Annotated in this window: 19 protein-coding genes; 13 read left to right on the forward strand and 6 right to left on the reverse strand. The window is 41.1% G+C overall.

The annotated features are described in order from the left end of the window. Positions 1–258 precede the first annotated feature (258 nt). Positions 259–1,593 (reverse strand): amino-acid N-acetyltransferase, encoded by a 1,335-nt coding sequence (argA, locus tag BM122_RS12755; protein WP_074905903.1) that lies wholly within the window; start codon positions 1,591–1,593, stop codon positions 259–261. A 242-nt stretch (positions 1,594–1,835) separates the two neighbouring features. Continuing rightward, on the reverse strand, positions 1,836–2,597 hold the full coding sequence (locus tag BM122_RS12760; protein WP_074905904.1) for a 16S rRNA (uracil(1498)-N(3))-methyltransferase: 762 nt from the start codon (positions 2,595–2,597) through the stop codon (positions 1,836–1,838). 86 nt (positions 2,598–2,683) lie between these two features. Between BM122_RS12760 and BM122_RS12765 the strand changes: the two genes are divergently transcribed. From BM122_RS12765 to BM122_RS12790, 6 genes are all read left to right on the forward strand, one after another. Continuing rightward, entirely contained in the window at positions 2,684–3,241 is a 558-nt protein-coding gene (locus BM122_RS12765) for a thioredoxin family protein (protein ID WP_074905905.1), read from the forward strand. 2 nt (positions 3,242–3,243) lie between these two features. Then, positions 3,244–4,050 (forward strand): inositol monophosphatase family protein, encoded by an 807-nt coding sequence (locus BM122_RS12770; RefSeq protein WP_074905906.1) that lies wholly within the window; start codon positions 3,244–3,246, stop codon positions 4,048–4,050. Between the two features lie 45 nt (positions 4,051–4,095). After that, complete coding sequence (gene trkA / locus BM122_RS12775) at positions 4,096–5,544, forward strand: Trk system potassium transporter TrkA (RefSeq protein WP_074905907.1); 1,449 nt, start codon at positions 4,096–4,098, stop codon at positions 5,542–5,544. 11 nt (positions 5,545–5,555) lie between these two features. After that, positions 5,556–7,013, forward strand: a complete 1,458-nt coding sequence (locus tag BM122_RS12780; RefSeq protein WP_074905908.1) for a TrkH family potassium uptake protein — start codon at positions 5,556–5,558, stop codon at positions 7,011–7,013. A 563-nt stretch (positions 7,014–7,576) separates the two neighbouring features. After that, on the forward strand, positions 7,577–7,960 hold the full coding sequence (gene apaG / locus BM122_RS12785) for a Co2+/Mg2+ efflux protein ApaG (RefSeq protein ID WP_074905909.1): 384 nt from the start codon (positions 7,577–7,579) through the stop codon (positions 7,958–7,960). A 283-nt stretch (positions 7,961–8,243) separates the two neighbouring features. After that, positions 8,244–8,792, forward strand: coding sequence for an SAM-dependent methyltransferase (locus BM122_RS12790; protein WP_371264925.1), 549 nt, complete (start codon positions 8,244–8,246; stop codon positions 8,790–8,792). A gap of 166 nt (positions 8,793–8,958) precedes the next feature. On the opposite strand, the gene gloA is transcribed toward BM122_RS12790, so the two are convergent. Together gloA and BM122_RS12800 are read right to left on the reverse strand one after the other, a co-directional pair. Next, on the reverse strand, positions 8,959–9,348 hold the full coding sequence (gloA, locus tag BM122_RS12795; RefSeq protein WP_074905911.1) for a lactoylglutathione lyase: 390 nt from the start codon (positions 9,346–9,348) through the stop codon (positions 8,959–8,961). Further along, positions 9,348–9,536, reverse strand: coding sequence for a rubredoxin (locus tag BM122_RS12800; protein ID WP_074667258.1), 189 nt, complete (start codon positions 9,534–9,536; stop codon positions 9,348–9,350). The genes gloA and BM122_RS12800 overlap by 1 nt, the downstream gene beginning before the upstream one ends. A 52-nt stretch (positions 9,537–9,588) precedes the next feature. Between BM122_RS12800 and thiD the strand changes: the two genes are divergently transcribed. Genes thiD through hemL form a run of 3 tightly spaced genes read left to right on the forward strand, consistent with a single transcriptional unit; the run spans position 9,589 to position 12,380 of the window. Further along, positions 9,589–10,419: a bifunctional hydroxymethylpyrimidine kinase/phosphomethylpyrimidine kinase gene (thiD, locus tag BM122_RS12805; protein ID WP_074905912.1), complete on the forward strand. Its 831-nt coding sequence runs from the start codon at positions 9,589–9,591 to the stop codon at positions 10,417–10,419. Positions 10,420–10,428: 9 nt separating this feature from the next. After that, complete coding sequence (gene thiE, locus BM122_RS12810; protein ID WP_074905913.1) at positions 10,429–11,082, forward strand: thiamine phosphate synthase; 654 nt, start codon at positions 10,429–10,431, stop codon at positions 11,080–11,082. Positions 11,083–11,096: 14 nt separating this feature from the next. Beyond that, positions 11,097–12,380, forward strand: coding sequence for a glutamate-1-semialdehyde 2,1-aminomutase (gene hemL, locus BM122_RS12815; protein WP_074905914.1), 1,284 nt, complete (start codon positions 11,097–11,099; stop codon positions 12,378–12,380). Positions 12,381–12,466: 86 nt separating this feature from the next. Here the strand turns inward: hemL and BM122_RS12820 are convergent, their stop codons facing one another. Then, positions 12,467–13,144: a c-type cytochrome gene (locus BM122_RS12820; RefSeq protein ID WP_256212041.1), complete on the reverse strand. Its 678-nt coding sequence runs from the start codon at positions 13,142–13,144 to the stop codon at positions 12,467–12,469. A 699-nt stretch (positions 13,145–13,843) separates the two neighbouring features. On the opposite strand from BM122_RS12820, the gene map reads away from it, so the two are divergent. From map to hemW, 4 genes are read left to right on the forward strand one after another with little or no spacing between them, the layout of a single operon-like run. Continuing rightward, positions 13,844–14,653: a type I methionyl aminopeptidase gene (map, locus tag BM122_RS12825; RefSeq protein ID WP_074905948.1), complete on the forward strand. Its 810-nt coding sequence runs from the start codon at positions 13,844–13,846 to the stop codon at positions 14,651–14,653. 50 nt (positions 14,654–14,703) lie between these two features. Further along, positions 14,704–15,429: a ribonuclease PH gene (gene rph / locus BM122_RS12830; RefSeq protein ID WP_074905915.1), complete on the forward strand. Its 726-nt coding sequence runs from the start codon at positions 14,704–14,706 to the stop codon at positions 15,427–15,429. Between the two features lie 4 nt (positions 15,430–15,433). Then, positions 15,434–16,027 (forward strand): RdgB/HAM1 family non-canonical purine NTP pyrophosphatase, encoded by a 594-nt coding sequence (rdgB, locus tag BM122_RS12835; protein WP_074905949.1) that lies wholly within the window; start codon positions 15,434–15,436, stop codon positions 16,025–16,027. Positions 16,028–16,062: 35 nt separating this feature from the next. Then, on the forward strand, positions 16,063–17,298 hold the full coding sequence (gene hemW / locus BM122_RS12840; protein ID WP_074905916.1) for a radical SAM family heme chaperone HemW: 1,236 nt from the start codon (positions 16,063–16,065) through the stop codon (positions 17,296–17,298). A 391-nt stretch (positions 17,299–17,689) separates the two neighbouring features. On the opposite strand, the gene BM122_RS12850 is transcribed toward hemW, so the two are convergent. Then, positions 17,690–18,958 (reverse strand): flavin-containing monooxygenase, encoded by a 1,269-nt coding sequence (locus tag BM122_RS12850; protein WP_074905917.1) that lies wholly within the window; start codon positions 18,956–18,958, stop codon positions 17,690–17,692. Positions 18,959–19,166: the final 208 nt, after the last annotated feature.

Raw genomic sequence — 19,166 nt, forward strand, 5'->3', positions numbered from 1 at the left:
GCGTCAAACTCTGATAATCTCTCATTTGATTCTCCTAGCTCTTGATCAAGCTAAAAGAATCACGGTGACCGTATCACACGGTCAAACCTTTAATAGTCCCCCGGCATAGCCGGGGGATTACCTTATTTATTTAAATAGGTAAAGTGAAGTGTTTTTGCATAGGGGAAGGCAAAGTTGAAGCTAGATGAGATTAGGTAGTCAGGCTAGGTGTGTCCAGATTAAATCACCGCGCCAGCACTGCTTGCTACTCCCTCAAACTTATATTTCCTTCATAAATACTTTTGAGCGACGCTGATAATTGTAAAGATTCTGCTTGCTCCTAGGCAGCTTATCGAGTGTCGTCTCTGTGAAACCCCTTTCAATGAACCAGTGGGCTGTGCGCGTGGTTAAGACGAATAGCTGGAGATAACCTTGCGCTAAGGCTTGCTGTTCGATATGTTTAATTAACGTACTGGCACAGCCAGTCCTGCGATAGTGCGGATGAACAGCTAGGCAAGCCAGCTCGCAAGCGCCTTCGTTCAGGAAAGGGTAAAGTGCAGCACAGGCAATGATCATATTATCGTGTTCCAGAACGGTAAAGTGATCAATCTCAATCTCTAATAATTCGCGATTGCGTCTAACCAGCACGCCTTCATTTTCTAATGGCTCAATTAATTGCAAAATGCCACCTATATCGTCTATTTCAGCTTTGCGTATGGTCTGCAGAGGCCCTCGCGTGATCATGCTGCCAATACCCTCATGGGTAAATAATTCCTGCAACAAAGCACCTTCTATATGACGGCTAATCAGATGAACTCGCGCAACACCATTTTCACAAGCATGTATTGCGCAGGGGAGATATAACTGAATGTCATCTGTTGAATCGATGGGCGTGATGAATTTTTTTATTACTGATTTTGCTTCCGCAACTGTCAGTTCACGCCATAAATTGCTCCTCTGGTCCGTAGATTCGTGCATGACGCCAAGCGGGTTCATTAAAAATATAAGTTTTTCTGCCTGAAGCGCAATAGCTACTTCGGTGGCAACATTTTCCAGTGTGAGATTGAAGATTTCGCCACTAGGTGAGTAGCCGAGGGGTGAGAGTAAAACGATTTCTCCATTTACCAAACGTGAACGGATAACTGAGGTGTTAATTTTCCGTACTTCCCCGCTATACATAAGATCAATACCTTCAAGTATGCCGATGGGGCGGGCTATAACAAAATTACCGCTAGCAACATGAATGGCAGCATTAGCCATGGGTGAATTGGGTAATCCCATAGACATCAAAGCTTCGATTTCAACACGCACTTTCCCGACTGCTTCTTTAACACATTGAAGCGTGGGATTATCTGTCACGCGTATTCCATTTACATACATTGCTTCCAAATTATGCTTTTGTAATCGGGATTCAATTTGTGGTCGCGCGCCATGTACCAGAATTAACTGGATTCCCAGGCTTGCTAGCAGGTTGAAATCGTGAACCAGTTCAACAAAATTTCCATCAGCTACAATTTCGCCCCCAAATGCGACCACAAAAGTTTTACTACGAAATACGTTAATATAAGGCGCAACGGAACGTAACCAAGTGACAAAATCAGCATTTTGTGCCATGTTTAAGTAATGTTGTTATGAGTTTAATGATCACTTAGAGCTTTTTCATGAGAGCATGCTGATCAGCGATATTTTATTAGAAGAAAAGCAATCTCATGTATTTTGAAACTATACTCACCGCACTTCAAAATCCGGTTTTTATAATCCCTCATCCAGCTTTCTCCCGGCGGGAGAAAGTATTGATGCCAAATTTTGAAGTGAGGTGAGTATAAAAAGCTTTTGTCTATGGATGCAAAATTTATTCAATAATCTCCCCATAAAGCCTGCATGGTTGCTATCGCAGTGAGTGCCGCAGTCTCAGTTCGTAATGTGCGCTGGCCTAGGCAAATTGGAACAAAACCCATCGCATGGGCCGCTTTTTCTTCTTCTGTGGTAAAGCCCCCCTCCGGCCCAACAAGCAGTGACAGGGGGGTATCAATGTTTGGCAACGAGAATTTGGATAAGCGCCTGTTTGCTGTAAGTGAAAGCAGAAGTTTATAAATGGATTGATTCTCTATATTATTTCGTTTACTTTCAAATTCTTGATTGAACCAATCCGATAGCGTTAGTAATGGGTATAGTTTTGGAATACGATTTCTACCGCATTGTTCACAGGCAGCAATGATGACTTGTTGCCAATGCAATACCCGTTTATTTGCACGTTCTTCTGAAAGCCGTACAACACTACGATTTGCCGTAACAGGTTGGATACAGTTAACACCGAGTTCTACTGATTTTTGTATGATCCAATCCATTTTCTCATTAGAGCAAACAGCTTGTATCAAACTGATAGAAAGGGGCGATTCACGTTCGATTGCGTGAAATTCTGAGAGAATCACTGTGCTGGCCGATTTATCAAGATGATGGATTGATCCAGAGAATTCACCCCCTTCTCCATTGAATAAAATCACTTTGTCGCCTTGCTTAAGGCGTAGCACGCGCGTGGCATGATGGCCTGTATTTGTAGGCAAAGTAATGATTTGACCCGGTATCATAGGGCCAGGGTAATAAAAGCGTGCAGTCATAATGAATAAGGGCCTGAGAGCAGGTGAGTTATGATTCCATGATAATATAGCAAAGACAAACAAGACCTACGATAAGGAGAAAAAATATGGCAAGTCTTGAAACACCTGTTTGTGATTTTGGCTGGAAAGCAATTGATTTTGATTTGCCTGGAGTAGATGGCAAACGTTATAACTTGGTTGCTGCAAAAGGTGAGAATGGATTACTGGTGATGTTTATTTGCAATCATTGCCCTTATGTCAAAGCAGTACGCGATCGTATCATACGGGACGTAAAAGAGTTGGCGGGATATGGTATAGGTGCAATCGCTATCATGTCGAATGATCCTAAGGATTATCCTGAAGATTCTTTTGATAACATGGTTAAAGTGGCTAAAGAGTATGCCTATCCTTTTCCTTACGTATGGGATGAAACCCAGGAAATTGCCAAAGCCTATGGAGCAGTTTGTACCCCGGATTTTTTTGGTTTTAATAATCGCCTGGAACTACAGTATCGTGGACGGCTAGATGCCTCTCGCAAAGAGGCAGCGCCTAATGATGCGCGCCGTGACTTATTCGAGGCAATGGTGCAAATTGCTCAAACAGGGCAGGGACCTAAAGATCAGATACCGAGTATCGGCTGCTCGATTAAATGGCGAGCTGATTAAATATGCTGGAACAACTCATTGCGGTCGTAAAAGACGTAGCACAAGAGGAGATTATGCCTCGATATATGCAAGTAATGCGCCAGCGTAAAGCGGATGGTAGCTTTTATACTGAAGCTGATTTAGCCGCACAGGAAGTTTTGCTGGATAAACTCCAGAAAATTCATCCTGCTGCAGTAATGGGTGAAGAAATGTCCATACAGCAACAACATGCGCAGTGGGAAGCGGGAGATGCCGGGCTCTGGAGCGTTGATCCAATTGACGGTACCTCCAACTTTTTTAATGGCCTTCCCTATTTTGGAGTTTCCGTCGCATTGATGCGCAAAGGACGAAGTATTTTGGGTGTGGTCTACAACCCTGTCACAAAAGAATTGTTTTACGCAGAGAAAGGTAAAGGTGCTTATCTTAATGGAATTCCATTGCCGTTAAGAAATCGTGAGACTCATTTGCGAAATGCAATAGCTAATGTCGATCTTAAACGCCTTGATCGTAAGCTGGCTGAGAAGATAGCTGCATATCCTCCCTATGCGTCACAGCGTAATTTTGGTGCATGTGCTCTAGAATGGTGTTATACCGCTGCGGGTTACTTTGATTTGTATCTCCACGGTGGCCAAAAACCTTGGGATTACGCTGCCGGCTGTCTGATTCTGGAAGAATCAGGTGGCTCTATGTGCAGCTTTGAGCAGGATGATTATTGGGCAGGATCACCCTGGCAACGCTCAGTAATTGCTGCGCTTGATCCTGCATTATTTAGGCAATGGCGTGATTGGGTAAGAGCACAATATCAGAATGATGGGATTTCTGCAGTGTAGGATGCTTTGTAGCTATCAAAAACTCAAAAAGAACAGATTGCCTCTATGAAAATTCTTATTCTGGGAGCCGGGCGAGTGGGTTCTACTGTTGCCGAGAGCCTGGTAAGTGAGGCAAACGATATCACAGTGGTCGATATTGCCGCAAATCAGTTAGCCTTACTGCAGGATCGCTTTGATTTAAGAACAGTTGCCGGGAATGCTTCTCATCCTTCAGTACTTAAACGAGCAGGGGCTGAAGATACTGATATGGTATTGGCTGTCACCGAAAGTGATGAAATCAATCTTGTAGCGTGCAAGATTGCCGCCAGCTTATTCAATATTCCTACTAAAATTGCCCGAATTCGTGCGAGTGATTTTTTAGAGCATTCAGATATCTTTTCACAAAAAAATTTTTGTGTCGATTATGCCATCTATCCAGAGCAAATATTAACTGAATATATCGAGAAATTAATCGAATTTCCAGAAGCATTACAGGTACTTGATTTTGCTTCTGGTAAAGTGAGTCTGGTCGCTGTGAGGGCACTACAAGGTAGGCCATTGGTAGGACATCAACTACAGACATTGCGAAAGCATATCCCTAATATCGATACCCGAGTTGCAGCGATATTTCGCAAAGATCGCCCTATTATTCCCGAAGGAAGTACCACCATCGAGGAGGGCGATGAAGTTTTTTTCATAGCAGCTACTAAGGATATCCGTGTTGTGATGAGTGAGCTCCGCAGCATGGATAAGCCGGTCAAACGGGTCATGATTGGGGGAGGCGGTAAAATTGGCAGGCGTCTGGCGGAAGCCCTGGAAAAAGAATATCAAGTCAGAATCATCGAACGTGATGGCAAGGTATGCGAGCTTCTGTCTCAGGAACTACATCATGCGCTGGTACTGCATGGAGATATCACGGATGAAGAATTACTGGAGGATGAGAATGTAGCTGAAATGGATGTATTTTGCGCATTAACCAATGACGATGAAAATAACATCATGGCATCGCTGTTAGCTAAGCGTCTGGGTGCACGAAAGGTAATTGCTTTAATTAACAGAAGTGTATATGTGGATTTAGTTCAAAGCAGTGGAATTGATATCGCAATTTCACCTGCACAAGTGACGATTGGCTCATTACTTGCCTATGTCCGGCAGGGAGACGTCGCTGCAGTCCATAGTTTGCGCCGTGGAGCAGCTGAGGCGCTTGAGTTGGTCGCGCACGGTGACACCAAATCATCCAATATAGTAGGACGCAAAATCGAGGATATCAAATTACCTAAAGGTGCGACGATCGGTGCCATCGTGCGTGGCTTACCATCCCACAATAAGCGATGGTTGAGTATAGGCGTTATTGACGAAAGTAATAATGTCAAGGTTTGGGATAAAGCGCGCGTCATTATTGCTCACCACGATACAGTCATCGAGTCAGAAGATCATGTAATCCTGTTTGTCATCAATAAAAAGATGATTGGACAAATTGAAAGGTTATTTCAGGTTAGCGCATCCTTTTTATAATTGGCCGATCCATGAATCAATTTTTGTCGGTTACCAATGTACTGAGCAAGATTATACTCGTATTCGGGTTTACGATGCTGGTACCTTACGGTGTCGCATACTGGTCAGAAGATGGCTCATCAGTTGTTTTTGGTGAGGCTATTCTGATGACAATGAGTTGTGGCGCAATTATCGGATTAATGACCCGCCGTTACAAGCGTGAACTACAGATTCGCGATGGTTTTTTATTGGTTGTTCTAGTTTGGCTCCTGCTTCCACTTTTTGGCATGTTGCCTTTATTACGTTTTTTTCCTGACATCAGTTTTGCTAAAGCATACTATGAGGCAACATCTGGTCTAACTGCCTCTGGAGGAACAGTCTTAACCGGTCTCGATCTACTCCCTCATTCGATTAATTTGTGGCGTGGTGAAATGGTATGGTTGGGAGGCATGGGATTGATTGTATTAGCTGTTGCCATTCTGCCTATGCTCGGGGTAGGGGGTAGGCAGTTATTTAAAGCAGAGATACCCGGCCCCATGAAAGAGTCTAAATTGACACCTCGTATTGCTGAGACCGCGAAAGGATTATGGTTAGTGTATGTATTGCTCACCTTGATTTGTGTGATTGCATACAAACTGGCGGGAATGAGCTGGTTCGATGCAGTCATGCATGCGTTCACAACTTTGGGATTAGGGGGATTTTCTTCTCACGATGCAAGTTATGGATATTGGAACTCACCAATAATTGAATTGGTTGCGATCCTATTTATGTTGATAAGCGGAATAAATTTTGCAACTCACTTTATGGTCTGGCGAGCTAAAAGCTTTTTATCTTATTATCTTGATCCTGAGATCAAACCTTATTTTATTATTGTATTAGCAAGCTGTATAGGGCTTACTGGCTATTTGTGGTTAACAGGAGTCTATACTGATCCGTTAACAGCGCTGCGCTATGCTTCCTTTAATGTTGTTTCCGTTGCGACTACTACCGGTTACAGCAATACTGATTATAACTTGTGGCCGATATTTGCTCCGCTATGGATGCTATTTTTATCCGGTTTTTGTACTTCCTCTGGATCAACTGGAGGGGGAATTAAAATGATCCGTGTGAGGATTTTATATCAGCAGTTTTTTCGTGAATTGATCACAATTATGCATCCGCAAGCAGTTTCGCCTGTTAAGTTAGGGAAAAATATAGTCGCCAATCGAATTATCTTTGCTGTATTCGTATTTTTATTTGTTTATTTAGCAAGTATGATTCTCTTGACTTTGGTGCTGACGTTAAGTGGTCTGGATGAAATAACAGCCTTCTCGGCTGCAGTCGCAAACATCAATAATCTGGGGCCCGGGCTTAATCAAATCGGACCAGCGACAACCTATGCTTCTTTGACAGATTTCCAGATCTCGCTCTGTAGCTTTGCTATGTTACTGGGAAGACTAGAATTCTATACTTTTCTAATCGTATTTACGGCTGCCTTCTGGAAAAAATAGATTATTCACTACTATGTCAATATTTTGGTAATATTATGTTAAAAATATACATATAAGTAAGTTTTGCATATAGTATCATTACAGGAATGATGAGTATATTGCCAATTTAGGTAATAATTTACAAGATTTATATATACTTAGAGAATTTCAAATAGAATCACTTGTTGCCTCGCTTTGAGTTCACATCGTAGTGTTGTGTATCTACGCATTTTTCAAAATGCTATCCTTGAACATATATTATTCAGGCAACTGCCATTTATTTTTAACTACCCATTATTTTTGGTAATTTATGAGATTAGCCATCTTTTTAATGTAACTCCTTTTGAAGATTATTTGGGTAGCTTTAGCGATAGCTTTGATTTATAGATGAAATTAATCTTAGCTTGAAAAATTGAATAGCTATGAGAACGATACTTGTCTAACCTGATTCTTAATATTTTAACTTTTGACACATCCCATAAACTTACAGCCGGGTAGGTATTTTTAGTTATGATCTTTTAGAAATACCTAAATTAGGCTGGTAACTTGGTGTAAATTGGAAGATAGTGCGCTATACATAAACTATGAATAACGAAAAAAAATACGATATCAATATATCGGTCCGTACAACATACTTGCCAGAGCAATCAGACGAAGAGGCGGATCGCCATGTATTTTCTTATACTATTACAATTTCCAATACAGGAAATGTGGCGTCGCAATTAATAAGTCGCCATTGGATCATTACGAGTGGTGATGATAATATTCATGAGGTACGAGGTTTAGGTGTGGTAGGAGAACAACCACTTATTAAACCTGGTGATACTTTCGAATATACCAGCGGTACAACGATTCCTTCTCTAGCTGGCACAATGAAGGGAAGTTATCAAATGGTTGCTGAGGATGGCTTTCATTTTACCGTAGATATTCCTGAATTCATTTTGAGTGTTCCGAGAGTACTTCATTAAATATTTAACAAATCACATTGACCCCTAGACTTCTACGATTAATCTTTTTTTCAAAGATGCTGTTTAGATCATTCCTAATAGCTTCTATAATTTGACAGCGAAATTAGTTGCGGATTGTCTGTATATGCATCCTGGCACACTATTCCTTATACCGGCCCCATTAGGAGAAGCAGAGTTTGCTGATATCATTCCTGCAAATGTACAGCAGCGTATTACTTGTCTCAAATATTTTATTGTTGAGCATCCAAAGACTGCTCGATATTTCCTGAAGCAAATTGAACGGATGCGGCCTTTACAAGAAATTGAGATGCAGGTATTAAATGAGCATACCCGATTTAATGAGCTAGACCGACTACTTGAGCCATTACTTGCAGGAAATGATATAGGGCTGTTATCTGAAGCAGGTTGTCCAGCCGTTGCTGATCCAGGGGCAAATCTCGTACGAGTTGCACATCAAAAGCATGTGCCTGTTGTTCCGCTTGTGGGACCATCATCCATTTTATTGGCGCTGATGGCATCTGGATTGAATGGTCAAAACTTTCATTTTCATGGTTATTTACCCATAAAGAACGAACTGCGTCTCAAAACAATTTTCCAATTAGAGGAAGAATCAGCACGATCTAATCAAACTCAAATTTTTATAGAAACACCGTATCGGAATCAAAAATTGCTGGAGCTGCTCATCCAGAACTGCAATGATGAAACCGATTTATGTATTGCCAGTAATCTTACTTTAAAAGATGAATATATTGCTACAAAAAAAATCAAGGAATGGAGAAGCTATTTACCCCAAATCGCTAAGAGACCCACGGTTTTTTTATTACACAGATAATTTGAAGGATTCTCTTTTCTCTTGCCAGCTGACGAGAATGAATACTGCTGTTACCATCTTTTTATAAATCAGCTAATTATCGGTATAGATTAAACATTATTTATATTACTCTTAATCCTGGTAACAGCATTTTCTTGATAAAATCTATCAGTATATTGATATTGATCTATTTATCTTTTCTTTGAATAAACTCGATTTTATACCCATCAGGATCTTCAATAAATGCAATAACAGTAGAACCGTGTTTCATTGGACCAGCCTCACGCGTTACTTTTCCTCCTAAATTTTTTACTTTTTCACACATTTCGTAAGCATCGTCTACTTCTATTGCAATATGGCCAAATGCTGTTCCAAGTTCATATTTTTCTACACCCCAATTGTAAGTTAATTCTAAAACAGCATTTTCTGATTCATTCTGATAGCCTACAAATGCAAGCGTGAATTTTCCATCTGGATATTCTTTCTGGCGCAAAACTTTCATACCCATAATTTTGGTATAGAAATGAATAGATTTTTCGAGATTTCCTACTCTCAGCATCGTGTGAAGTATGCGCATTATATTTTTACCATCTCAAAATCTTCTTTACGTGCGCCACATTCAGGGCAAGTCCAATTAATTGGCACATCTTCCCATCGCGTTCCGGGGGGAATTCCTTCTTGGGGTGCACCTTCGGCTTCATCATAGATATAACCACAGATCAAACACATGTATCGGTGATAAATCTGATTTTCATCGGTATGCATGATAGATCGAAACGTCCTTTTAAGTTAAAATTATATTTTACGGTATTATTGCATGTCACAACTACCCCCCAAAGTATTATCATTTGCTGCGAGCGATCCAAGCGGTGGAGCAGGTATACAGGCTGATATTCTCACATTAGCAAGTATAGGTTGTCATCCACTTTCAGTTATTACCGCGGTAACCATCCAGGATACTGTTGGCATTGAGAATATAATGGCACTGGATTCTGAGTGGATTGCTGATCAAGCTCGTATCGTGTTAGAAGATATGCCAGTAGATGCTTTTAAAATAGGCCTACTCGGCAGTGTAGAAACTGTCGTTGTCATTGCGGAAATAATTGCTGATTATCCAAATATTCCAGTGGTTCTTGATCCAGTGCTTGCTTCTGGCCGTGGTGATCCACTTGCTAATGAACAGATAATTACAGCCATACGTGATTTATTAATTCCACAAACTACCATTATTACGCCAAATAGTTTAGAAGCAAGACGGCTGGTACTTGAGAATGAGGACGAATTAGAAATTATTGATTTAAAACAAAGTGCAGATCGGTTATTACAGATAGGGTGCGAATATGCCTTAATCACGGGTACTCATGAAAATACAGTTAAGGTAATTAATACACTATATGATACTAACGGTGTTATCCGTTCTGATGAATGGCAGCGTTTGCCCGGGTCTTATCATGGATCAGGGTGCACGCTCTCGTCAGCGATTGCTGCCTCTCTCGCACATGGATTGCCTATTGCTGAAAGTGTTTATGAAGCACAAGACTATACCTGGCATGCACTTAAATCAGGGTTCCGTCCTGGGATGGGTCAATATTTACCAGATAGATTCTTCTGGGCGTCTGATGAGAATGATTTAGAAGAAAGAAAATAGCTGCTTTTAATGATAACTCACGAAATTAATGGCTTATATGCCATTACACCTGATATTACGGGTACAACACAGCTGTGTGAGATGACGCGTCAGGCGCTTGCAGCTGGCGTTCAATATGTTCAATATCGAAATAAAATCGCCGATTACAGATTGCGTCTGACTCAGGCAAAAGCATTATCCAAGCTTTGTAAACAATATGGTGCCATTTTAATTATTAATGATCATTATGATTTAGTTATAGAAGTTGATGCTGATGGAATACATATAGGAAAAGAAGATATTACTATTACTGATGCTAGAGACTATCTAGGGCAAAACAAAATTATCGGCGTGTCCTGTTATAATCAGCTGGAGTTAGCTCTTGAGGCAGAAAGAATGGGTGCTGATTATGTTGCATTTGGCGCCTTTTTTTACTCAAAAACTAAAATGAATACGGTAAGCGCATCCATTGACTTATTGTCTGAAGCAAAGAAGAAATTGAATATTCCCCTCGTTGCAATTGGTGGCATTACTTTGGCTAATGCTGTTTCATTAATCAATCGTGGAAGCGATTCTATTGCTGTATGTCATGAGCTATTTGGTGCTCAGAATATTCATTTTGTTGTAAAAAAATTTAACCAGTTATTTTTTAGGACTGAACAGACTTTTTCTTCATCATCTTAATGACGAGTAAGTAAATGACCTCACTTAATCAACAATTATATGAATCATCTCAGAAGTATATTCCTGGAGGTGTTAACTCGCCTGTACGCGCTTTTAAATCTGTTGGTGGTACGCCTATTTTTTTCAAACGTGGTAAAGGGGCTTATTTTTGGGATGCGGATGAAAAATCTTACATAGATTATGTCGGTTCATGGGGACCGCTTATTCTTGGTCATGCTCATCCCAACGTGGTCAAAGCAGTTCAAGAAGCCGCACAGAATGGATTATCCTTTGGCGCTCCTACCGAAACAGAACTAGAAATTGCTGAGCTGCTTTGTAAATTGCTTCCTTCGATAGAACAAGTGCGGTTGGTGAGTTCAGGTACTGAAGCCGGGATGAGTGCTATTCGCTTAGCACGTGGCTATACCGGTAGAAGTCATATTATTAAATTTGAGGGGTGTTATCACGGTCATGATGATGCCTTATTAGTAAAAGCGGGTTCTGGTGCACTGACATTTGGTCATCCTAGCTCAGCAGGTGTTCCAGCTGAAACTGCAGCACATACTATCGTACTAAGCTATAACGATATTGCTGGTTTGGAAAGAACCTTTCATGAATTTGGCAAGGAAATTGCTGCCGCTATCGTTGAGCCAGTCGCAGGGAACATGAATCTGGTGAAAGCAGAGCCAGATTTTTTATTAGCTTTAAGAAGGCTATGCACACAATATGGTAGCGTTCTGATTTTTGACGAAGTCATGACAGGGTTTCGCGTTGGTCTGGAATGTGCTCAGGGACTTTATCAGATTAAACCTGATCTTACGATACTAGGTAAAGTGATAGGGGGAGGTATGCCTCTGGCTGCATTTGGGGGACGACGGGAAATTATGCAGTGCCTGGCTCCACTGGGCGCGGTATATCAAGCAGGTACCTTATCTGGTAATCCTGTTGCGGTTGCAGCTGGACTAGCAACGCTTCTCGAAGTACAAGCGCCCGGTTTTTATGAAACACTTTCAGCTAAAACTCAACAGCTGACTCAGGGTTTGACAGCTGTTGCAAACAAATGTGGTGTAAGTTTTTGCGCCGAGTCTGTTGGTGGCATGTTTGGTTTATATTTTAGTAAAGAATCACCAAAAAGTTTTGCAGATGTAATGGCGTGTGATAAAGCAGCATTTAACCGCTTTTTTCATGCAATGCTACAAGAAGGAATTTATTTTGCGCCATCTGCATATGAGGCAGGTTTCGTTTCTGCTATGCATAATAGCCAAGATATTGACAATACGTTGCTTGCAGCTGAACGTATTTTTAGTTCCTGGGTATAGAAATATTAAATTACCACCGATAGCATCGGTGGTAATTTGCAATTTTTAATAAAAGATTAGGCCTCTTTTAATAGCAGAATCTTACTCTACTGTAACGTTGCGATATATTCAGCTACAGCTTTTATTTCCTGAGTACTCATGCGTAGTACGACTTTTTGCATAGAGCTATTGATGTCATTAGCACGATTTCCCCGATAAAATGCATCTAATTGAGAAATTGTATAGGTTGGGTGCTGACCTGCGAGTTTAGGATAATGAGGAGGGATACCTGCTCCGTTAAGGGAATGACAGCTGGAACAAGCTGGCACATTATTTTCTAAATTACCACCATTATATATTTTTCTACCTATTTCTAGTAACGATTGATCACTATTACTCGTCATAGCAGGTGTAGTTTTTTGTTGAGCATAGTAAGCAGCGATATTCTTCATATCATCTGCAGAGAGTGCTGCAACCATAGAGGCCATCACCTGACTATCGCGTTTTGCAGGTGAATCACCTTCTGCCTTAAAATCCATTAATTGCTTGGTAATATACTCCGCATGCTGGCCAGCAAGAGTCGGGTTGCTTGGGATAACGCTATTGCCATCGGCATTATGGCAACCAGAGCAAACACCCGTAGCAATTTCTTTGCCTTTTTCGGAATCACCATGAGTACTAGGCGTATCGGCTAAAATCTGATTTGAAAATATAAATGCAAAAATAATAGCAGTATTTTTAATGACTTTCATATTTTGAAGAATAGATGGTTTTAAGGTTTGCATAAAAAGAAAAGCGCTGAATTAGCCCCGCATTCTAACAAGGTTTATTCATAACAGTAAACGGTTATAGCTGATAATCCATCAGAATAAAAATATTTTTTTCTTATATTAGCGCTGGTTAATAGAGATTTTGGAAGATTGTTCAGCTAGGATTGAATTAAATAAAAAGAGCGCATGACACAAAAGATAAAGATATCCAGAAAAATAAAATTGTTATCTTCAGGAGTAGCATGCAAAATATAATTATATTTGGTATTGAGTTCTATCGAACCAGAGCAGATATTATATAAATAGAGTAATGCGAGATTTAAAAGTAATTAATGAGCTGCAGCAATTTAATATACTTTAACGACATGTTAAGGTAATGAGTAAAGTCCGTGGCATAGCACTATTTCATCCAGCATGTTACGTGAGCAGTGTTCGTAGCAATGCAATTGATAGAGAAAGTAAAAAGAAAAGGTATTTGTATTTCAAGTGTAAATATAAATTGTAAATTATTAGTAAGTTGAATTTTGAGCTAGTAAAATTCATCATTTTTAATCACCCGAAAGAAGTGGACAACAAAACCCTTATCCTTATCCAGCAATTTTTGATAAGCAAACTGGAAATAACAGCATAGGATGCTCTAATAGCAACAACAAGCTCTAAAATACAAAAAGTGAAGAATTTTATTATGTAATGGTTGAATTATTGAGAAATATTGTGACGGTTCAGATAAAAACCCCTGAGGAAATTGAAAAAATGCGGATAGCCGGGAGACTGGCGTCCGAGGTTCTTGATTACATTACACCTTATGTTGTTACGGGCATTACGACTGGCGAGCTTGATAAGCTTTGCCATGACTACATGGTTAATGTTCAAAAAACTACACCTGCACCACTTAATTATGCTCCCCCTGGATATAGCCCTTTTCCAAAATCAATCTGTACTTCAATTAACCACCAGGTTTGTCATGGCATTCCAGGAGATAAAAAATTGAAAGAGGGAGATATCGTCAATATTGATGTGACGGTAATTTATAATGGATATCATGGTGATACCAGTCGCATGTATTATGTTGGGCAGCCTTCGATACAGGCAAAGCGCTTATGTGAGGTGACTTTTGAATCGATGTGGCGAGGAATAGAAGAAATCAGACCTGGTAAACATTTAGGTGATATTGGTTATGCCATTCAACGCATGGCTGAAGGTGCAGGTTATAGTGTAGTAAGAGAATTTTGTGGTCATGGTATTGGTGCAAAATTTCATGAAGATCCCCAGGTTCTTCATTATGGGCGTCCCGGTACAGGGCTGATGCTTACAGCCGGCATGATTTTTACCGTTGAACCTATGATCAATGCGGGGAAAGCTGCTATCCGTGCGCTGCCAGATGGTTGGACAGTGATAACGAAAGATCGCAGCTTATCAGCCCAATGGGAGCATACTGTGCTAGTTACTGAGAATGGTTATGAAATATTAACAATATCAACAGGTTCTCCACCCAAACCGACTTCTTATCGTTTTGCTACCTAAATACTTGCTCTAATATTTTAGATGAAAATTTTTGATAACGGACTGCAATAATGTTCCGTCATAACAATCGCGCTGCTAGCCAAATTCGCCCAGTCAAGATTACACGTCGTTATACCAAGTATGCTGAAGGAGCTGTACTCATTGAATGTGGCGATACTAAAGTTATATGTACGGCCAGTGTTGCCGACAAAGTTCCTCCCTTTCTTAAGGGAGCAGGGCAGGGATGGTTAACTGCTGAGTATGGTATGCTGCCCTGTTCAACGAATGAGCGTATGCAGCGAGAGGCTGCAAAAGGTAAGCAATCCGGGCGTACTATGGAAATTCAACGCTTGATAGGGCGAGCATTACGCTCAATCATTAATTTGGAAATTTTAGGAGAACGAACCATTCAAATTGACTGTGATGTCATCCAGGCGGATGGAGGAACCAGGACGGCAAGTATTACGGGTGCATTTGTTGCACTATACGATGCAGTCGAGTCTCTATTGGCACAGCGCTTGATCGTAAGTAATCCAATACGGGATCACGTTGCAGCTATCTCTGTGGGTATACATGATGGTTCACCTTTGATTGATCTGGATTATTCCGAAGATTCTACTTGCGATACTGATATGAATGTTGTGATGACAGGAGGTCTTGATTTGGTGGAAGTGCAAGGAACTGCCGAAGGTGCAGCATTCACCCGGAAAGAGTTAGATGCTATGTTAGATTTGGCTCAGCAGGGAATAATGGAACTGATTTCCTTGCAAAAAAAAGCATTTGCAGCGGATCAATAAAACTATGCAAGAGCTCGTCATTGCGAGTAATAACTCAGGCAAGCTGCGAGAAATACAACAACTACTTGCACCGCTTGGAATCGAGGCTATAGCGCAATCAAATTTAGCGGTGACTGAAATCGAAGAGCCTTATGGCACCTTTGTTGAGAATGCGCTTGCCAAAGCACGCCACGCTAGCCGAGTTACTGGTTTACCTGCACTTGCAGATGATTCCGGTGTTTGTGTCAATATTCTGGGCGGTGCGCCCGGTGTATTGTCTGCCCGCTATGCAGGCGAGCCTAAGTCAGATGAGCGCAACAACCAGAAACTAATCGGTATATTGAAAAATCAACCCGATCGCAGTGCCTATTACTACTGTATTATCGTGTTGGTAAGGCATGCTGACGATCCACAGCCCATTATTGCCGATGATAGCTGGCATGGTGAGATCATGTTGGAACCCCGCGGGACAGGGGGATTTGGATATGATCCGTATTTTTTCTTGCCTGACTTGAATAAAACAGCGGCGCAACTTCCGATGGAGCAAAAGAACCAGATCAGTCATCGTGGAAAAGCCCTCAAGAAGCTAAGCGAGTTTCTTGCGGTTATCAAACTCTAATTATTTTTGCATCGAACACAGGTATTTGATTGATCATGGTAACGGCTATTTCCGTTTCATCTATATTTAGTACGCAATCGCCCAAGCTTTCAACTTTACCGCCATTGAGCCTTTATATTCACATACCATGGTGTGTAAAAAAATGTCCGTATTGTGATTTTAATTCACATGAAATTGGCAAAAAGGGGAGTGCATTGCCCGAAGATGAGTATGTCTCGGCGCTTATCCGTGATTTGGAAATGGCGTTACCTCAAATCTGGGGACGACCTGTCACTAGCGTGTTTCTGGGTGGTGGAACGCCCAGTTTGCTAAGTGCTCAAGCAGTTGACGAAATGCTCACCCATGTCAGAATGCTCTTGCCACTGGAACTTTCTGCTGAAATTACGCTGGAAGCCAACCCTGGCACATTCGAAGCACAAAAATTTGCAGATTTCCGCACTGCGGGGATCAATCGCCTGTCCATCGGTATTCAAAGCTTCAATCCCAAACACTTGCAAGCATTGGGGCGAATACATGATGATAAGGAAGCGCATCATGCAATCGAAATTGCATTAAAAAATTTTGATAACGTGAACCTAGATCTGATGTATGCATTACCAGATCAAACCCTGGAAGAAGTCAGTCATGATATTGCGCTTGCATGCGCCTCAGGGGCTCCGCATATTTCAGCTTACCATCTGACACTGGAACCTAATACACTATTTTATCGCTTTCCTCCTTCGTTACCAGATGATGATCTTGCTGCTGAGATGCAATTGATGATTGAACAGACAGTATCAAGTTCGGGTTATTCCAACTACGAGATTTCGGCATTTGCCAAGCCTAATTATCAATCGCGTCACAATTTAAATTACTGGCAATTTGGCGATTATTTGGGGATCGGTGCGGGGGCGCACAGTAAAATCAGCTTCCAACATAAGATAATACGACAAATGCGCTATAAGCAACCCAAGCAGTATCTTGCAAAGATGTTAACGAAGGGCAGCCCCTTGGATGATCCAGTACAATCTGAACACGAAATTCAGGCGGAAGACCGCGCATTTGAATTCATGATGAATGCGCTTCGTTTAACCAGTGGCTTTCAGGTCGATAGCTTTCAGGCGCGGACGGGTATGCCTATTACCACTATTCAGCAACAATTGGAAGAAGCAGAGCAACGAAATTTAATCAGCTGGGATCATCATCGCATCATGCCAACGCTAACAGGTAGACGTTTTTTAAATGATTTATTGCAGATTTTTTTACCAGAAAAGCGTAGGGATTGTATCTAGTTGAATGATAAATTTAAATTATTCTTAACCATCAAATTTTATTATTCTGGAGAAGAATAACCAGCGAAAGTAAATTTAGTGGCTTATATAAAGCTTGAGGAAGTTGTTGTCATGGCATTCACTTCCACTACGATGGTTGGCAAAATTGCTGCCGTATAGTTACCGATCATGACCTTTTTTGTATTGGGTTATGAGTATGCCATGGTAAATATATTCGTCATCCCAGCAGGGATGTGATTAGGAGAAAATATTACCATTGCCGAATGGTGGCTTTGGAACGGATTTCCAGTCATTTTGGGTAATATCCCAGGAGGAATGGTTTTTACTGGTTTTGCACTTTATTTGACAAGTGCAAAACGTAAAGAATAGAAACCCATTAAGCTACTCCCTGTTACTGCCGGAGTACTCGGTACAATTGCTTTAAATACGGAAAATAATGCACTTCAATGGAATGGCGCGGATGTCGGATAAATTGTTGTTCTAAGCATTTACCTTCAATGTATGCTTGTTCACGCCAGTTAATTGGAAGATGTATTTTGTCAGCAATCAGTTGAGCAGCCAGCCTGGCCTGGATTTCAGAAAGTGGCCAGATACACCCTTGAGGCTGTATTAATCCGATAAAAATCAGAGTGGAGTGTTCTGGGTGGAACATGCGAAGATAGAGCGGAATACTAGTGATATTTTCCCAGTTAATGAAAGATGAATCAAAAAAAGGAAAACTAATCTTATAACCTGTGGCAGCGATGATCACGTCGTATCTAGCAGAAGAGCCATCCTCAAAAAATACGTTTTGGCCTGAAATTTCTTTGATCCCCTGACGAGGATGTATTTTCCCATGTCGTATTTTGTCTAATAGTTCAGAATTGATGGTAGGATGGGCTCTGGTTGGTGAAAAATCTGGCTCGAGTAATTGGTAATCACGGTAGCGTCCAATCTGGAGACGGAGAGAAATCTTCTGGAACCTATCACGGATATTTTGGGGTAACCATTGAAATGAAGCAGCAAAAGCATCGGTAGGTTGCCCCATAACAAACTTAGGAATAATATACTGCGGAGAACGGAGACTGATATCCACTCGCGCAGCAACACGGCTGGTTTCAACAGCACAATCACAGCCAGAATTGCCCGCACCCACTACCAATACTTGTTTGCCTTCGAACCCCTGATTGGACTTGTAATCATGGCTATGCAGATATTCTCCCGTAAAGTCATTTTTCCAAGAAGGGTGACGTGGTGCCGAATGATGACCATTGGCTATCAATAGATAATCAAAATCTGCCCAGGTGCCATCGTTCAGAAACAGCCGCCAGCCCTCTTTTTCGGTTTTTTCTATATGTAGCACCGTAGCATTAAATCGAATATATTTCTCCAGATGAAAATGCTTGGTATAGACTTGAAAATATGCAAGTACCTGCTGATGACTTGGATAATCAGGATAACTGTCGGGCATCGGGAAGTCGCTGAACTGCGACATTGATTTGCTAGAAATAATATGCGTTGTTTCGCAAATACTGCTATGACTCTTGTTGGCCGTAAATACCCAATTGCCGCCAATCTGGTCATTTTTCTCGAAGCAAGTAATATCTTCCAGGCCAGCTTCAACCAAATTTTTTATGGTGGTAAGGCCTGAACAGCCTGCGCCGATTATAGCAATTCTCATAGGCAATTACCTGTACATGTATGAGAATAACTTGGAAGAAATTCTAGAATTGTTTCTAGTAGTTAAAAGAAATAGGTACATTAACGACCATAGACGAATCCGATTCTCCTCTGCCCGGATTATGAGGAAATTTGGCGACTTTATCAAATACAGCATTGGAATTTGATCCATCTTGTAGAATGTTATCAGATTCGTCGCTCACCGTAAT

Source organism: Nitrosomonas communis (assembly GCF_900114745.1).
GTDB lineage: Bacteria > Pseudomonadota > Gammaproteobacteria > Burkholderiales > Nitrosomonadaceae > Nitrosomonas > Nitrosomonas communis_A.

What these genes read in the sequence shown, in the direction of transcription:
- BM122_RS12780 (WP_074905908.1), top strand. Translation starts at nt 5,556, where the DNA reads ATGAATCAATTTTTGTCGGTTACCAATGTACTGAGCAAGATTATACTC.
- BM122_RS12765 (WP_074905905.1), top strand. Translation starts at nt 2,684, where the DNA reads ATGGCAAGTCTTGAAACACCTGTTTGTGATTTTGGCTGGAAAGCAATT.
- thiD (WP_074905912.1), top strand. Translation starts at nt 9,589, where the DNA reads ATGTCACAACTACCCCCCAAAGTATTATCATTTGCTGCGAGCGATCCA.
- BM122_RS12760 (WP_074905904.1), bottom strand. Translation starts at nt 2,597, where the DNA reads ATGACTGCACGCTTTTATTACCCTGGCCCTATGATACCGGGTCAAATC.
- BM122_RS12770 (WP_074905906.1), top strand. Translation starts at nt 3,244, where the DNA reads ATGCTGGAACAACTCATTGCGGTCGTAAAAGACGTAGCACAAGAGGAG.
- BM122_RS12800 (WP_074667258.1), bottom strand. Translation starts at nt 9,536, where the DNA reads ATGCATACCGATGAAAATCAGATTTATCACCGATACATGTGTTTGATC.
- BM122_RS12790 (WP_371264925.1), top strand. Translation starts at nt 8,244, where the DNA reads ATGCGGCCTTTACAAGAAATTGAGATGCAGGTATTAAATGAGCATACC.
- hemL (WP_074905914.1), top strand. Translation starts at nt 11,097, where the DNA reads ATGACCTCACTTAATCAACAATTATATGAATCATCTCAGAAGTATATT.
- rdgB (WP_074905949.1), top strand. Translation starts at nt 15,434, where the DNA reads ATGCAAGAGCTCGTCATTGCGAGTAATAACTCAGGCAAGCTGCGAGAA.
- hemW (WP_074905916.1), top strand. Translation starts at nt 16,063, where the DNA reads ATGGTAACGGCTATTTCCGTTTCATCTATATTTAGTACGCAATCGCCC.
- rph (WP_074905915.1), top strand. Translation starts at nt 14,704, where the DNA reads ATGTTCCGTCATAACAATCGCGCTGCTAGCCAAATTCGCCCAGTCAAG.
- argA (WP_074905903.1), bottom strand. Translation starts at nt 1,593, where the DNA reads ATGGCACAAAATGCTGATTTTGTCACTTGGTTACGTTCCGTTGCGCCT.
- gloA (WP_074905911.1), bottom strand. Translation starts at nt 9,348, where the DNA reads ATGCGCATACTTCACACGATGCTGAGAGTAGGAAATCTCGAAAAATCT.
- trkA (WP_074905907.1), top strand. Translation starts at nt 4,096, where the DNA reads ATGAAAATTCTTATTCTGGGAGCCGGGCGAGTGGGTTCTACTGTTGCC.
- thiE (WP_074905913.1), top strand. Translation starts at nt 10,429, where the DNA reads ATGATAACTCACGAAATTAATGGCTTATATGCCATTACACCTGATATT.
- BM122_RS12820 (WP_256212041.1), bottom strand. Translation starts at nt 13,144, where the DNA reads ATGCAAACCTTAAAACCATCTATTCTTCAAAATATGAAAGTCATTAAA.
- BM122_RS12850 (WP_074905917.1), bottom strand. Translation starts at nt 18,958, where the DNA reads ATGAGAATTGCTATAATCGGCGCAGGCTGTTCAGGCCTTACCACCATA.
- apaG (WP_074905909.1), top strand. Translation starts at nt 7,577, where the DNA reads ATGAATAACGAAAAAAAATACGATATCAATATATCGGTCCGTACAACA.